The sequence below is a fragment of the uncultured Nostoc sp. genome (genome assembly GCF_964247315.1).
Lineage (GTDB): Bacteria > Cyanobacteriota > Cyanobacteriia > Cyanobacteriales > Nostocaceae > Nostoc.
The window spans coordinates 49,818-66,728 of record NZ_CAXTTT010000012.1 but is presented as its reverse complement, the minus strand read 5'-3'; the positions used below and the strand labels follow the sequence as shown (position 1 = coordinate 66,728).

Here is a 16,911-nt window from a genome sequence, read left to right as displayed (position 1 = left end):
TTTGAAATTGATGGGTAAGCAAGTTTGTAGTAAGGACTAAAGTCCTTACTACAAACCCTTAAAACTAGGTTAGACATTGTACTAGTACAGCAGGGCGTAAATAAACATACCATTTCAAATGGTGTAAAAGCCCGAAATACAATTATGCGTGACTTTTGACTTCCGCCTTGCGGTACTAGTGGTCTGTCCCAATACCATGCGGCTTAAATACACATACCATTTTTAAGCCTTGCAGTCTGCCGAATTTTCGTAGCTTTTAATGGTCTGCTTACTTTTGCCAAGCTGTACTAGTTATGATGTCCGGCAAAAGTGTATTCCCGCCATACCATGCTAAATCTAAACGCTAGACAAGGACATTACTACCGACTACCAGATTTGTCGCGGTGAAATTATCCAAAGTCACAAAGGTGTCAGTGTAATCCTTACCGTAACTAACTTGTGTAGAAGTACCCAATTGCACAAAATGTAGGTAGCCATCACCGATGGGATTGCTGCCAGTGTAACCCAGACTCTTAAACAGGTTAGTGAGGACTAACTTATCCTCGCTCTGATGAAAGTCAGTGATTGTATCACTGGGAACGGTCAAGGTTTGGTAGATAAACTGGTCATGACCGCTACCACCAGTTAGGATATCTTTACCTCTACCACCAATAAGAATGTCATCGCCAGCACCACCAAGTAGGGTATCGTTACCTGCACCACCGCGTAATAGGTCATTGCCACTCTTGCCGTCGATGCGGTCATCACCCCCCTGACCATTAATGACATCATCTGAGTTATCAAAGCCATTGACATTATTGTTCAGGTCATTGACAAAGGTAACTGTGTTTTTGTTGAAGATGGTGCTTTGGGTGGAGTTGGCATTAAAGACATCAAAACTATCACGAATGCTGCTTTGCCCATCAAACAGGATATTGCCGATGCTGGAAAGGTTGTCTAAGTTTTCCAGGGCAAAGTTTTGCAGGATAACTTTGTCATCTGCTACGCCTTCAAAAGTGATTTCCAGATTGTTACTATTCTGGGTAAGTAGCAGATTTCGGGCAGTCAATTCAGTTCCTTGGAATTTGAGTGTATCCAATTCGCCAACGATTGCTGCCGATGGATTTGAGCCTTTTCCTAACTCACCAAAATCGCTGATGGTATCAACACCGTCACCTAAATTGTAAACAAATTTATCTTTACCACCGCCACCAGTTAGGAAGTCATTGTCTTGATTACCTGTGATGATATCGTTCCCGCCTTCAGCATCAATTATGTCAGCGTAGTTGTTGCCCACTAAATTATCAGCGCCACTGGTTCCAATCAAACCGTTGAACTCTAATGCACCAATATCAACTGTACCCTCAGATACTCTGTCAAATCCGATGCTGCGTTGGTCAGTGGTGATACCTGCTGGAATCAGGGCATTATTACCAGCATTAATGGCAGGACTATCCTTAAGTAAGGCATGGGTAAGGGTTGCACCACCGTTATTTTGCAGTGGGCTAAGTTTGGGAGCGATAGGGTTGGCGCTACTGCCAGCGATGCTGCTGGTAGTAAAACCAGCGCTACCAGTGTTATTTCCAATCAGGTTATTACCGCCGTCGGTGAAGTCGCCGGAAACGTCGGGGTTGATGTCGCCGCCGTAGAGATTCCTGTTGTTGAAGTTGCTTGCAATGATGGTGTTCGCAACAATCACAGTCCCGCCACCAGAAACACCTCCACCAGTGCCGCCTCCCCAGTTGTAAAGGTCTTCTGCGGTGTTATTGGTAATCGTGGTGCTGTTCAGATTGAGGATACCTGAGCTAGAGATGCCGCCACCGTCTCCTCCACTTGCCGTATTGCCAGAGACAGTACTGTTGGTGATGTTAAGGATGCCTGAGTTAGATATGCCGCCTCCAGAAAGTGCTGAATTACCAGAGATAGTACTATTACTCAAGCTGACACTGCCAGAGTTAAAGATACCACCACCGTATGAAGAGTAAGGGTCAGGCTCATAACGATTAAGACCACTGGCGGAAACCCCATTACCAGAGATAGTGCTTCCTGTAAGGCTGAGAGTACCTATATTAAATATGCCACCACCGCTGGCAGAGGAGTAACTGGTAGATGCACTATTGCCAGAGACAATGCTGTTAGTGAGGCTGAGGTTGCCTTTGTTAAATATACCTCCGCCTAACGATGACCCCCTATTACTAGAGACAGTGCTTCTTGTCAAGCTGAGAGTGCCTTTGTTAAAGATGCCGCCTACTGTCCCTCTACTATCAGAGACAGTGGTTTGCGTCAAGTTGAGGCTAGTATTGTTATCAAGCAAAATACCGCCAAAGGGATCGTTAGCGTTAGCAATCTTCAAGCCATCAATGCTGGCATCTGTCCCTGTCCCTGATATCTCGAATACGCCTGAGGCATTATTTCCGCTGACGGTGAGGTTTGATGCTCCAGTCCCAAAAAGGGTAATATCATCGGTAATCGTCAATTTACCAGAGGTAAGGGTAATGATATCTGGAGTGGCATCACTAAATACGCCCGCAAAGGTAATAATATTTGCCCCAGCAGTAGCATTGGCATTGAGGATAGCTTGCCGCAACGACCCGTCTCCAGAATCGTTGGTGTTAGTCACTACTAAATCATTGGCTGCGATCGCTACTGTGGCAGTATAATCCACATTATCGATTTGGTAAGCTGAATCTGCTGCCAAGCTGAGAGTAAGATTTTCTGCCGCTTCTGCCTGAATATCATTGACAGGCGTCAGGGTGATATCTACATAGCTTTGTCCATCAGCAATCACGATACTGTTGCCAATGACAGGGTTGCCACCCACGCTTAAGTTGTAGTCTGCGATACTTGCATTACCATTGGCAGAGAAGTTGACTGTTAATGCCCCACTGCTATTACTGCGGCTGATGCGGTAAATGCTAGTATCGCCACTGTTTTCATCGGCAGTGTTATCAGTTGCAATGATCCTGATGGTGGGTACGAGGGGATCAGGATTATCAGGTGGCGTAATTATGATAGGGTGGACTTCATAAGAACCAATATCAATTGCAACGCCGGATATCCTGTCAAATCCAGCTCCTCTTTGATCGGTGCTGACACCAGCAGGAACTAGGGAATTATTCCCAGCATTAATAGCGGAACTATCTGCAAGTAAGGCATGAGTAAAGGTTGCCCCACCGTTATTTTGCAGTGGCCCGATTTTTGGATCAATGGGGCTGGCGATTGTGCCAACAAGAGTGCTGGTGGTAAAGTTAGTACTACCAGTATTATCGCCAATCAAATTATTGCCAAAGTCAGTGACGTCACCGGACACGTCAGGGTGTATATCACCGGAGGTGGAATTGTCAAAGTTGCCTGCAATAATGGTGTTAGTAACGTTCATAGGGCTACCATAACTTGCAACGCCCCCACCGTTGCCAACACCATTGCCATCTGAGTCAGCTATGTTGCTAGTAATTGTGGTGTCGATCAGAGTGAGGTTGTCGCCTGTGTAGCTGCCAGAATCATAGATGCCACCACCTTCATCATTCGCTGTATTGCCAGAGATAGTGCTGTTAGTTAGAGTAGCTGAACCGCCAAAATAGCCACCATCATCTCCATTAACGACACCACCGCCGTTATAGTTTGCCGTATTGCCAGAGACAGTACTTGCTGTTATGTTGAGAGTACCGCCTTTATTGTATATGCCGCCACCGTAGTTTGCCGTATTGCCAGAGACAGTACTTGCCGTTATGTTGAGAGTACTGACTCTTAAGTTGGAACCGTCATTATAGATGCCACCGCCGAAGTCACTCGTATTGCCAAAAACACTACTTCCCGTAAGGCTGAGGATGCTACTGTTATAGATTCCGCCTTTGGTATTACCAAAGACAGTACTTCCCGTTAGATTGAGGATGCCGTTATTAGAGATGCCGCTTTCCTCTGTATTGCCAGAAATACTGCTTGCTGTCAGGCTGAGGATGGAATTTGAATTGATTTGAATACCGCCGCTAGCGATCGCCAGCCCATCAATAGTAACACCTGTCGCTAGTCCCGATATCTCGAATACTCTGGAAGTATTATTACCACTCACAGTCAGCTGAGATGCGCCAGTTCCCAAGATGCTCACATCATCGGTAATGGTCAGTTTTCCAGAGGTGAGGGTTATTACATCTGGGGTAGCATCAGTAAAAACTCCCCCAAAGGCGATCGCATCATCCCCGGTAGTAGCATTAGCTAAGTTAACTGCCTCCCGCAATGTAGTGATACCATTATTCGGATCGCCATCATCTGCGTCCCCGGTACTATTTACCGTAAAGGTTGCCAGTACTCCCGCGTAAGCTTCTCGCGTCGTTTCTGAAAACGCTAGAGTCAGTTCCATATCACCGATGCAAACTTCCAGATCCCAATTGCCGCCTAATGCCACACTGCCTATCAGCTGACGCGAAGCAGCAATATTCGCTCCTGTAAGTTGGTGCAGTTTGCCAATAAATTCTGACCCCAGATCACCGTCAGCTACGTTGCAACCATAGATGAGTAAATTGGTTATAGATGATTTAGCGGTTTTAGATGAGGCGGAAAATATCTTCTGCCATTGTTGCAGTTGCTGGTTATGGCATTTGAGGGTATCAAGTCCCAAGTGAGTGTTACCCAGTTGCAAGCTACCGGGGGCACCGTGGCAAACAATATGAATATTGCTAAGATTCTGGTCAGCGCGAGTTGCCAAAATCTGCGTAATTTGATCAATACCGTTCTGTGTCGGGTCAATAACGAATACTTCGGTGCTGGGGATAACACCGTTAATTAAACTCTGGTAGTCTTCAACTGCCGTATCAATGAAAACCAGGTTATGCGTATATAAGGTGGGAATTACGGAATTTAATTGCAAGTGTGGAGTATGTAACGTTGCCATTTTGTTACCTTAAACTAAGGTTATGAGTTAAACTCAAACTGACTGAAGCTTTGTCATTACAGGGTTTTCACACAATTATTAACAGTAATAATGAATTATTTGTTACCATTAATTTCCTTTTTTGATCATCAGGCCAATTCCTGTTATTGTAAAGCAGTATTTCAGGAGTGCCCATAAATGAACTAGTACAGCACGGCGTAAATAAACATACCATTTCAAATGGTGTAAAAGCCCGAAATACAATTATGCGTGACTTTTGACTTCCACCTTGCGGTACTAGTACCATGCGGCGTAAATACACATACCATTTTTAAGCCTTGCAGTCTGCCGAATTTTCGTAGCTTTTAATGGTCTGCTTACTTTTGCCAAGCTGTACTAGACATAATTCCTAAATTGTACCTAGTACTTTGTCACTGTTATCTGTAATAGTATTCAAGGGAATATTTTTACTTAAATCAAAATAGCTTTATTAGAAAACATTGTTCAGACAACGGCAGTTTTAGCCGATCGTACTGCCTCCTCTAGCAAAATAAAGTTTTGCACCTGACTCAATCCGCCTTCCTGAGTCGATAATTATGCAATCGTTTTGCAGTAAAATTAATCGTCAAGATAGAGGAGGGCTTTGAGATGACTCGTGTCATCATTGTGCGCCACGGTCAAAGCGGTTATAACACCGAGCGGCGTATCCAAGGACGCACTGATGCGTCAACATTAACCGAAAAAGGTCGTAACGATGCCAGTAAAGTAGGCAAAGCCCTCAGCAATATCTTATTTAATACGATTTACAGCAGTCCCTTACAACGAGCAAAACACACAGCAGATATTATCCATAATGAGTTAGCTACTCAGGCTAAACAATCTGATGTACTCCAAGTTTCTGATTTGCTGCTAGAAATTGACCTGCCTTTATGGGAAGGATTGCTGACTGCTGAAGTTAAGCAAAAATTTGCTGAAGATTACCGCACTTGGCATCAACACCCCGACAAACTGCGGATGCTGCTTAATGATGCAGAAGGAACAAGAGAATATTTTCCCGTTCTTGCTTTATACGAACAAGCACGGCAGTTTTGGCAAGAAATTTTGTCCCAACATCAAGGCGAAACTATTCTCATCGTGGGACATAACGGAATTAATCGCGCCCTGATTAGCACAGCGCTAGGAATCCCTCCCAATCGCTACCACTCGATACAGCAATCTAACTGTGGCATCACCGTATTAAATTTTGCTGGAGGATTGGGCGAACCAGTCCAGCTAGAATCTTTAAATCAGACGCAACACATCGGAGAAACTCTACCTTCATTGCGACCGGATCATCAAGGAGTACGATTGTTACTAGTGCGTCACGGTGAAACCGACTGGAACCGCCAAACCAGGTTTCAAGGGCAAATTGATGTCCCTCTCAACGATAACGGTAGACAACAGTCACAAAAAGCAAGCAAATTTCTCCAAGAAGTAGCAATTGATAATGCTTGCAGTAGCACAATGCTGCGCCCTAAAGAAACAGCAGAGATTATTTTAAAACAACATCCTAATGTAAAGTTAGAATTGCAAGATGGTTTAAGAGAAATCAGTCATGGTCTCTGGGAAGGAAAATTAGAAACAGAGATAGAGCAAGAGTTTCCGGGAGAATTGCAGCGATGGCGGATGATACCAACGCAAGTGCAAATGCCTGAAGGGGAGAATTTGCAACAGGTGTGGGAGCGCAGTGTTGCAGCTTGGCAATCAATTCTGCAAGCAGCATCAAATAATCAATTCAAAACTGTATTAGTAGTAGCTCATGACGCCACTAATAAAACCTTGCTTTGTCACATTCTGGGTTTATCGCTGGAAAATTTCTGGAGTTTTCGTCAGGGTAATGGTGCAGTCAGTGTTGTCGACTACACTGCTGGCATCGATGGTTTACCAGTACTGCAAGCGATGAACATCACCACTCACTTGGGTGGAGGCGTACTAGATAAAACAGCAGCGGGGGCATTGTGAGTGCTGAGTGAGGAGTGCTGAGTGCTGAGTGAGGAGTTAGGAGTGAGGAATAAAGTTAGAAGCAATGGCTGAAGAACAAATAACTCATAAGTAGCTAGACGTAATTAACAATTCAAAATTCAAAATTCAAAATTAAAGATATTTAAGGACTTTAGTCTTAATAATTCTTGCTTTGAGCGATGAATTGCTCACTACGAACTAGGATTTTACTTTATGTTTAATTATGCCTACCTACTTAAACTCCTAACTCATAACTAAAAACTTTTATGACTGAACTGCTGCAAAAAGTACGAGTGATTGACCCAGTTTCTGAAATCGACGAACTCTTTGATGTGCTGATCACTGATGGTTATATCCGAGAAGTGGCTTCGCACATTTCTAACATCAATTCCGATACTCAAATCAGAGATTGTCAGGGATTAGTTCTCGGCCCTGGGTTAGTAGATTTGTACAGCCACTCTGGTGAACCTGGCTTTGAAGAACGGGAAACCCTTTTGTCTTTCTTACAAGCTGCTGCTGCTGGCGGCTTTACCAGAGTTAGCATTTTACCTGATACATCCCCAGTTATTGATAACCCTGCACTTGTGGCACAGTTGCAGCAGAAGAGGGCAGAGGTGCACAGGAGCCGAGGAACAGAGAAGAGTTTATCTCCCCTGCTCCCCTGCTCCCCTGCTCCTTTGCTCCATCTATGGGGTGCTATCACCGTAGATGTTGCTGGAAAGCAGATGACGGAATTGGCAGATTTAGCGTCTGCTGGAGTTGTGGGTTTTACTGATGGTAAGCCTTTAGAAAATTTGGCGCTGGTGCAGAGAGTGTTAGAGTATCTCCAGCCGTTGGGCAAACCAGTAGCATTTTGGCCTAGCGATCGCCAGTTAACAGCCAATGGTGTCATGAGAGAAGGGACAGATGCTCTCCGTTTTGGTTTACCCCCAATACCCGCCAGCGCTGAAACTACTGCGATCGCAGCCATGCTTGAATTGGTTGCAGCCATCGGCACACCAGTCCATATAATGCGTGTCTCTACAGATCGCAGCGTGGAATTAATTGCTTCAGCGAAAGCGGCTGGTTTACCCATTACCGCCAGCACCACCTGGATGCACCTTTTACTTGATACAAAAGCAGTTAAGAGTTATCACACCAGCTTGCATTTAGATCCGCCTTTAGGCAATCCCAGTGATGTGGCGGCATTGCGTGCAGGGGTACGTGCAGGTGTAATCGATGTGATCGCTATCGATCATACACCCTACAGCTACGAAGAAAAAGTCCAAGCCTTTGCCGAAGCACCCGCTGGGGCAATTGGTTTAGAGCTAGCATTACCTTTGCTGTGGCAATATCTCGTTGAAACTGAGGAATTTACAGCTTTAGAATTATGGCGGGCATTGAGTACCAATCCAGCAGAGTGTTTGGGGCAAAAAGTAAGTGCGATCGTACCTCATCAACCAGCAGAACTTACTTTATTCGATCCCCAGCAAACCTGGAAAGTCGAACGTAAAAGTCTCTATACACTTTCACAAAATACACCTTGGTTAGGACAAAAGTTGAAGGGTCATGTTGTGCAAACTTGGTGTTGAAAAAGCATACTTAAAACTACAGAATATAACTCATCCCCTAAAAGATTAAGATAGATTTCCCTTACCCTCTGAATTACTATTTTGTAAATTTATATTTTACTGTAGTTATATTTGTAAGCATCCCCTAGCAAGGCAAACTAACACTTATAGTAGTTCCTTTTTCAGGAATGCTAGCAATTGTAAATTCACCACTATATAATTTAACTATATGCTGAACAATTGCCAGCCCTAAGCCAGAGCCTTGTTGTTCCCATAACTTTCGATTAAATTGTACAAAAGCTCCAATTTTATTAATCTCTTCTATTGTCATCCCTTTGCCATTATCAATTACATATAAATTAAATTTATTACTTTCTATCTTACTCATAACTTTAATTTCGCTGTTCGGTAAAGAAAATTTAAAAGAATTCTCCACTAATTCTTCAATAAGAATACTCAAATTTTCTTGTGGTAATTGTACTGGAGATTCTTGGATATCGAGCTTTAAATCTTTTTTTCTACAGTTTTCTGTAGCTTTTTTGAGAGCGACTTCACTAATAATTTTTCCAGTAAAACATCTATCTTTTTTTTCTTTGATTTGACGAGTTTTTTCGGGACTTTTAGTTATCAATTCCAGATTACTATATAATAAAAACCTTTGAACGAGTGCATTCAAGCGATTGGCGGATCTGTAAATTAATTCCGCAATTTCGACTTCTTCAGAGTCAGGTATGATGCCACAACTTTCTATTAACAACTGTGACATACCAAGAATACCATTTAAAGGTGTATTCAGTTCGTGAGGTAATGAGTGAGCAATATTCATTCTGAGTTCGTCTAGTTTGGCTTGAGCTTGGCGCTCAACCAAAGCGTGTTTATGAAGACGAGAAGCGATCGCATTGAGTAGTTCTTCAGGAGTAAATGGTTTAGTCAAATAATCATCAGCCCCAAAATCCATTCCCTGACGAAAATCTGAACGCTCTGATTTTGCAGTAACAAATATTAAAGGAATATTGATAGTTGCTTCATTTTGGCGTAAAGCAGACAGCACGCTATAGCCGTCTAATTCAGGCATCATAATGTCACAGATAATTAAATCTGGTAATTTTGATTGAGCAATTTCTAATCCAATCTTACCATTTGCAGCTATCAAAGTTTCAAAATCAGAAAGTTGTAAAATTTCTTGAATGTTTCCTCTTACTTGGGGTTCGTCTTCTATGATTAAAATTGTGTTCATCTATGATTATTAAAAATAAAAATATCAGTTTTATTTTATTGGTCTAGCATGATATGCTATAGCAATTTCCGACCTAGTGAGATACGTTTTCAAAGGTAATAACCTTAGTAAACAAGATTTGGATATACTTCAGTTGCTTAATAAACGGTATATCCATAGAAAGCTGATCTTGCTAAACAATAAAAATTAATTGTCAATAATACCGTATAATCCTATTTATGCCCTAAGTACAAACGCTGAAATATTTAAATATGTTTTTTGTAAAACTATAGTATTTGCTATAGTTAAGCAAATTAAAATTTTGCAGAACTTTGGCATTTTCTGGGGTTAGTAGTGTTTGTAAGTTCTTCATTTCATTCAAAAACATGATTTCTCTAGCATATTCTTGTTGTAGGATACTCAAGTTGCGATCGCACTCAACATCTGATTGAGCTTTTTTCAGCATATAAATTGCCATATTGATATTAGAAAGGGGGTTGCCTAAGTATTGTAAAAGTTTTTGTAAAACCTTGTTGCATATTTATGCTAGGTGTTGAATAATGCAGTTTTTGTGATATCTATAGCCACAGTAAATGCAGTTGCTAGAATTAATTATTCAGCTTACTACTTGGGAATTTACATTAGATTTTAAACAATATCTCGCAGTTTATTGTTTCCTAAAACTATTTACTAATAACACATAAGATATTTTCAATTGAGGAAGTCACTTATAATTAGTGGTAGTTCTACCCTAAATGTCGTACCGGCTCTGATCTGGCTAGCAAAGGTAATTCTTCCTCTATGAAGCTCTATACAATTATTGACTATTGCCAAACCTAATCCAGTTCCTGGCATATTACCAACATTACTAGCTCGGTAAAATGCTTCAAATAATTTCTGTTGCTCCTCTGGTAAAATACCAATACCCTCATCTTGAATCATAAAAACTGCGCTTTCATCTCGAACTAATAAATCAATTTGAACATTGCTACCATCTGGTGAGTATTTAACAGCGTTTGAAAGCAAATTGCTCAGAATTTGTCGCAAAAGTTTCTTGTCTATATAAGCCATAAAATGATCGTGTGTTGAGGAATTACCCAAGTACTGGGGAGAAAAAGCTAGGGTATGTTTGGGAGAACTGAGTTGAATTTCCTCTACCAAAGAACGACAGAAATTAATCAAATTAATATAAGTTGGTTCAAATGCCAATTTTCCAGCTTCAGCCTTATTAATTAGCAAAATATCATCTAATAGTTGAGTAGTGTGTTGAACATAAGTCTGAATGCACTGGAGATGTTTATGTTTTTGTTGTTCATCTAGTTTATGGCTAAAACTTTTTAAGATTCCAGCAGAGGAAGCAATCACAGCTAAAGGAGTTCGGAACTCGTGGGAGGTCATAGAAATGAAGCGAGATTTCAATTCACTGAGTTCTTTTTCTTTTGCTAAAGCTTTACAAATATTTTCTTCAGCTTGTTTGCGTTCGCGTATATCTTTAACTACACCGATCACATAAATGGGTTTACCAATCGGATCTCGAATTAGCGAAACCGTTATATTTGTCCAAATTACATCAGCATTTTTATGTAAATAGCGCTTCTCAATTGAGAATGTTTCAACCTTTCCTGCTATTAATTTTTGCAGATGATTTAGATGGATTTCTATATCCTCTGAATGTGTGATATCTCTAAAGTTTTTCTTTAATATTTCTTCTTGGCTATAGCCTAAAATTTCACACAACTTTTGATTAGCTTTAAGAAAATGACCATCTAAAGTTTCTAGTTTAATTCCCACAGCTGCTTGATTAAAAATAGCTCTAAGTTCTGCCTCACTTTGTTGTAAGTCTAAAGTGCGTTGCTTAACCCTGACTTCTAAATCTTGATTGAGTTTTTGTAGAGCTTCTTGCGCTCGTTGCCTTTGCAGTTCAGCAGATGCTCTGGCTGCAAATACTTTGAGAATTCCTTCAAATTTATGTTGATCGGGTATGGGTTTGTCATCTACTATGCATAGTGAGCCAATTGGTTGACCAAAATCATCACTTAAAATAACTCCCATAGAACTTTCAGCTTCCATAGCAGCTAATCTTTTAGCATTAGGAAATAACTGCTGAATTCTTGAACTACAGTGGTAAAATCCTTGCTCAAGCAAAATTTCACATAGAGTTGATTTTGGGTCATAGCAAATATTCGGTTGTAACTGCCCATCAGACCAAAATCCTAAAGTGTGGGCTTGCCCATCAATTAACTCACTTACTAAGGTGTTACGGACATCTAAAGTAGAAGAAATATGCTCAACTAATGCTGGGAAAAAGTCACGTCCAGTCGTAGAAGCTGTACTTTCTATCAAACTTTGTAAGGCTATTTCAGCTTGTTTGCGTTTTGTAATATCGATTCCAATTGCAACGGCGGCTGTGTTTTGTTGATATTTTTGAGCTACGAGCAAATAATTGCATGTTTTACTATTAATTTTAACATCAATAACCTTAGAATCTGCTATATCTTGCCTATTTAAAAATTCATGCATAAATTCTGTAAATTGTGGGCTGTTTTCCATAAAGCCCAATTCTTGACCAACAAAAGCATCGGGAGTCAAGTTAAAACTTTCAGCTAAATGGCGATTAACCCCTAAATAATATCCATCATCATTTACCCAAGAAACAAACCCAGGTACTGCATCTAAAACCGTTTGTAATTGCTCTTTTGCTTGTTGCAGATTTTTTTCTGCTCGTTTATATTCTGTAATATCCTCAGAAATACACAATAGGTATTCGGGTTGTTGGTTTTTGTCATACAAAGGAATTTTAGTCGTGTGTAAAATTCTTCTACCAAAACTAGGACTGTCAATAGGTTCTTCAGAAATATCTTGAGGTAAACCGCTAGCAAAACTTTCTAGGTCTTTTTGGCAGAAAAAGTCTGCTTGTTCTTTCGGGAAAAATTCGTAATCTGTTTTGCCAATAGCCTGCTCTGCTGTAATACCAAAAATATTTTCGCAGGTATGATTCCATAGCTTGACTGTCCCAAAACTTTCTGGTTTGGCATCTTTAACAAAGACGGCTATAGGCAGATTATTAATCATCGACTGTAAAAAGTTGCGAGTCTGTTGGAGTTCCTCTTGTGCTTTCCGGCTTTCAGTAATGTCAATGCCTGTACAGACGATATAATCAACTTGATTATCCCGATTAAGTAAGACTTTGTTTGACCAAGAAATTAAGCGGCGATCCCTATCTTTAGTAACTAAAGAAGTTTCGTAACGTTGAGGAAATTCTCTTTTAGCTAAATTTTGAAAAATATCTTTGATACATTGTGTGATTTCAGGTAACAGCAGCACATCCCAAACAAATCTTCCTTTAACTTCATCAAATGCGTAACCCGTAGCTTGCTCGCAAGTATGATTAAAGCGAACAATTTTCCCCTGAAAATCTAGTACTATAACTAGAGCGTCTGCTAAATTCAAAACGGTAGAAACAAAATTACGCTCCAATCGCAATTCTGCCTCTATTTTTTGGCGTTCTACAAGTTTGACTCGTGTATGATTGTAAAGTTCGGCTTGTAGAATAGAAACTGCCAGCAAACTGGTAGGAGTTACCAATCCAATCAATTCTCCTCGATCCCCAATAATAGGCAGATGGCAAATCCGATTTTGCCTTAGCAAATGTAACGCAGTAAAAACATCTTTAAAATCTTTTAACTTCAATGTTATTAACTCTCTGGTCATTACTTGGGCAACACTGATACCCTCTAAATTTTTACCTTGTGCTGTCAGCTTAATTAAATCTCGTTGCGTAATTATTCCCACCAACTGTGAGTTTTCTATAACTAAAACACAACTGGTAGCTTGAGATGTGTTGCTAGCTATATCTTTACTTGATTTGGTCAAATAATTGCTATCTTTTATTGACAAGCTATAATGATTACCTGATGCCTCATTGATTAGTGCAATCACATCTGGAAGCGTAATCTCAGAGTTAACAATGAGTGGATGACGAATGATAGTCTGTTGTAAATTATCAGAGATGAGAGAGTTAATGAACATTCTGTATAAAATTATCTTTAATAAAGAAGTAAATAATATTTTTGCTCATAATTAATTAAAAAGCATCAGTATTTTCTATGATTAATTTTTTTATATTTTTATAAAAACTTTAGATTATTTTTAATAAATCTCATTTATTGTAAAAACTGGCTTTTTAGTAGAAGTATATTATTTGTTCATGGCTTGAGTTCTGAGCTTTTTCTTGATTTCAAAAAACAACGGTTGTAAGGATTCAGCACCCAGCAGTCAGGAGTCAGAATTTACAAGGAATCTAGAATAATTAGTATATTTATTCATCAAATGTTCTTTTGATTCTTTAACTATTCTGAATCCTGAATTCTGACTCCTGAATTCTTACCAACGATTTTTAAAGTAGATGCAGCTTAACCGTAATCAAAGTAATTAGAACTAAGTAAAAAATAAAGTTTGAGCAAAGGACTAAACTTTAAAACATCGGATTATGTTCATAATCTCAACACTTGTTATCCTGCTAGGTTCTACTACTATATTGACAGTCAAACTTATTGTCAATCCAGGGAATTGATGTAGGATTGGCATTTGAAGATGAAATTATAGAACTAACTGAAGATAATACATAAGACAATACTTCTCGGTTAGGCATTTTTAATTCCGAATCAGGTTTTGGGTAAAGGGTAACGGTTAAAGGTTTCCTTTTCCCTTCTCCTTAACCAAGAAGTATTGCGATACCAGAAGTTTCGCAAATTGGTTTAGGATTGGCTTTCTGCAAAATGGCGATCAAGGCACATTCCGGTTCAATTACTATTGAAGATAATTATCCGAATTGTAGGGAATATAATCGCAGAATCACTTATGGGAGTGGGAATTGGCTGGACAACCGGAGGGATGGTATCAGAGGTGGACTGATTAGTAGGTAATGTAAACGCTGCAATTACAGGATCGTGGTCGCTGACAGGCTTACTAAAGCCAACATTAACATGCACAATGTCAATTTCTGGTTGAGCAACACGGGAAAGATTTTCACTGACTAACAAATGGTCAATAAGTTGAGGATTTCCCCTGAATTTAAAACTAAAGCGATCGCCAACAGGTAAACGATCTGTTAGATTCTCAAGAATGTTACCCTTCAAGGTCTTCAGAGTTAGGGAATCTGGTAAATCGTTTAAATCACCCAATACAATTACTTTGGCTTGTGGATCGATTTGTAGTAGTTGCGCCACGAATTCATTCACGATTTCGGCTTGTTTGACTCGTTTTACATCACTGGGAGAACCTCCAAGTTTGGAAACAAAGTGATTCGCAATAATAAACACTTTTTGGTCGTTAAAAATAAATTCTGCTGCAAGTGGCTTACGGCTTTCATCGAAAGCAGCATTCGTGGGGTCAATCCGACCTGGGTTGAGCGAGAGATCGAGACCATTTGTACTTTGAGTTATAGTCACAGCATCTAATGAACCGCCTCTTCTGGGCGCTTTTGCTAGAGTTATCCGGCTGGGTTTAAACAATAAACCGACACGAATATTGCCTCCAGGTTCTCCACCATCTCGATCGTCAGTGGGTGGAATATCAACAAACTCGTATGCTGGACTACCAACATTTTTGAGCGCATCAATCAGTTTTTGGTAAGTCTGATTTGCATTAACAACGTTATCATTGGTTGGGCCGTTGTTATCCTGAATTTCAATTAAACTAATGACATCTGGTGCGTTCAAATTATTGCCAATAATTTTGGCAATATTATCAAAGCGTCGATCTTTCGGGTCTAAATTCTCAACATTAAAGGTTGCAACAGTCAATACATCCTGTGAATTTTTCAGAGATGTTGTTTCACGTTCTGCAACTACAGGTAAAGGAGTTGGGAATTGAGCTATTGAACTAGCTTGTAGTGGATTAATCCATCCAAAGAAGATAAAAGTAATACTAAGTAGTAGCAATTTGATAAATTTCATTGTCTCTTCTAATGAAGTACTTTCTAGATTAGTCTTCTTATTAATACAGTTCAGTTAAGAAAAGTTTTAGGTTGGGTAAAGTTTGCAATTTGTTGGGAAAACTTTCATATACTCATCAAAAGTCAGAACTATTTCCAAAAAAATCCCATCCAAGAATTAAATTATACTGCAAAGATTTCAGGGATGATGAGCAACACCAACATAGTATATGTATGTTTATTCTTCTTTCTGATAATTGTCTTGTTTAAGACGTTAGGAAGGCAGATTCAGGCAAATTCCTTCCCAGTAGGTGAACAGCAGGCAATCAGAGTTTTATTTATTGGCAACAGCTATACCTATTTCAACGATCTTCTTTGGTTGACACAACAGTTGGCTGCTTCGGCGAAAGAACCTAAAAAATTAGAAACTGAAATGGTTGTGATTGGTGGAGCTACACTTAAAAACCACTGGAAACGTGGTGAAGCACTCAGGCTTTTGAAAGCGAAACGCTGGAATTACGTAGTACTGCAAGAGCAAAGTACTTTACCAATTACCAATCCCAAGGAAATGTACAAGTACGCTAGTCTGTTTGATGCCGAAATTAAACGAGTTAATTCCCAAACAGTGTTTTATTTGACTTGGGCAAAACAAAATCTACCAGAAACGCAGCAGATATTGACTGATGCTTACATGAGCATTGCTAAAGAACTCAATGCTAAAGTTGCACCTGTGGGAATTGCTTGGCAAAAAGTTCAAGAAGCGAATGTGAAATTAAACCTTTACAGCTCAGATCGAAGCCACCCTAGTCCGATTGGATCGTATGTTGCAGCGTGTGTATTCTATACAACATTTTATGAGAATAGTCCCATCGGCTTGAGTCGTCGTATATATAGTAGCGATTCTAGTACCCTACAAGTAAATAACAGAATTGAGTTGGAAAGTTTAAGTGAAACAGATGCCCAAATCATTCAAAATTTAGTTGAGCATATCGTCATAAATAATTCAGAAGTTAGTATTCAGGAGTCAGAATCAATTAACGAAAATTAAAAAGTAAAAACAGTGCTACACATATATACTGCTTTAACATAATGCGATCGCAAATAAAGTAATTGTTAATTATTCAAATTATGGAAGCAGTTTTATAAAAATATTTTTTTATTTTAGAATCGATTCTTGATTAGCGAGCGATCGCACCTTGAATCTCAACATCAATAGCCCGATCGCTACTTGCTTATGAGATAACTTTTTCTACCACTGTGGCTTTACATAACTTTATGAAGTTAGTACAATATAGCGTAATTATCACGTTAGTTTTTTGGGGTAGGCGGGTAGTATAAATTACCTAAAAACTAATTTGGTATC

8 protein-coding genes are annotated in these 16,911 nt (G+C 39.8%); 3 read left to right on the top strand and 5 right to left on the bottom strand.

The window, feature by feature from the left end; genetic code table 11:
* Positions 1–343: 343 nt before the first annotated feature.
* Positions 344–4,867, bottom strand: coding sequence for a DUF4347 domain-containing protein (locus tag ACFE93_RS06115; protein WP_375472475.1), 4,524 nt, complete (start codon positions 4,865–4,867; stop codon positions 344–346).
* 627 nt (positions 4,868–5,494) lie between these two features.
* Between ACFE93_RS06115 and ACFE93_RS06110 the strand changes: the two genes are divergently transcribed.
* Together ACFE93_RS06110 and ACFE93_RS06105 are read left to right on the top strand one after the other, a co-directional pair.
* Positions 5,495–6,847 (top strand): histidine phosphatase family protein, encoded by a 1,353-nt coding sequence (locus tag ACFE93_RS06110; RefSeq protein WP_375472474.1) that lies wholly within the window; start codon positions 5,495–5,497, stop codon positions 6,845–6,847.
* A gap of 266 nt (positions 6,848–7,113) precedes the next feature.
* Positions 7,114–8,418 carry a dihydroorotase gene (locus ACFE93_RS06105; RefSeq protein WP_375472473.1) on the top strand — a complete coding sequence of 435 codons (1,305 nt, stop codon included), beginning with the start codon at positions 7,114–7,116 and terminating at the stop codon, positions 8,416–8,418.
* Between the two features lie 124 nt (positions 8,419–8,542).
* On the opposite strand, the gene ACFE93_RS06100 is transcribed toward ACFE93_RS06105, so the two are convergent.
* From ACFE93_RS06100 to ACFE93_RS06085, 4 genes are all read right to left on the bottom strand, one after another.
* On the bottom strand, positions 8,543–9,634 hold the full coding sequence (locus ACFE93_RS06100) for a response regulator (protein ID WP_375472472.1): 1,092 nt from the start codon (positions 9,632–9,634) through the stop codon (positions 8,543–8,545).
* Positions 9,635–9,857: 223 nt separating this feature from the next.
* A complete protein-coding gene (locus ACFE93_RS06095) occupies positions 9,858–10,091 on the bottom strand; it encodes a hypothetical protein (protein WP_375472471.1) in 234 nt (77 codons plus the stop codon).
* Between the two features lie 233 nt (positions 10,092–10,324).
* A complete protein-coding gene (locus tag ACFE93_RS06090) occupies positions 10,325–13,642 on the bottom strand; it encodes a PAS domain S-box protein (RefSeq protein WP_375472470.1) in 3,318 nt (1,105 codons plus the stop codon).
* A 773-nt stretch (positions 13,643–14,415) separates the two neighbouring features.
* A complete protein-coding gene (locus ACFE93_RS06085; RefSeq protein ID WP_375472469.1) occupies positions 14,416–15,570 on the bottom strand; it encodes an endonuclease/exonuclease/phosphatase family protein in 1,155 nt (384 codons plus the stop codon).
* Between the two features lie 240 nt (positions 15,571–15,810).
* Between ACFE93_RS06085 and ACFE93_RS06080 the strand changes: the two genes are divergently transcribed.
* Positions 15,811–16,596: a hypothetical protein gene (locus tag ACFE93_RS06080; protein ID WP_375472468.1), complete on the top strand. Its 786-nt coding sequence runs from the start codon at positions 15,811–15,813 to the stop codon at positions 16,594–16,596.
* Positions 16,597–16,911 lie beyond the last annotated feature (315 nt).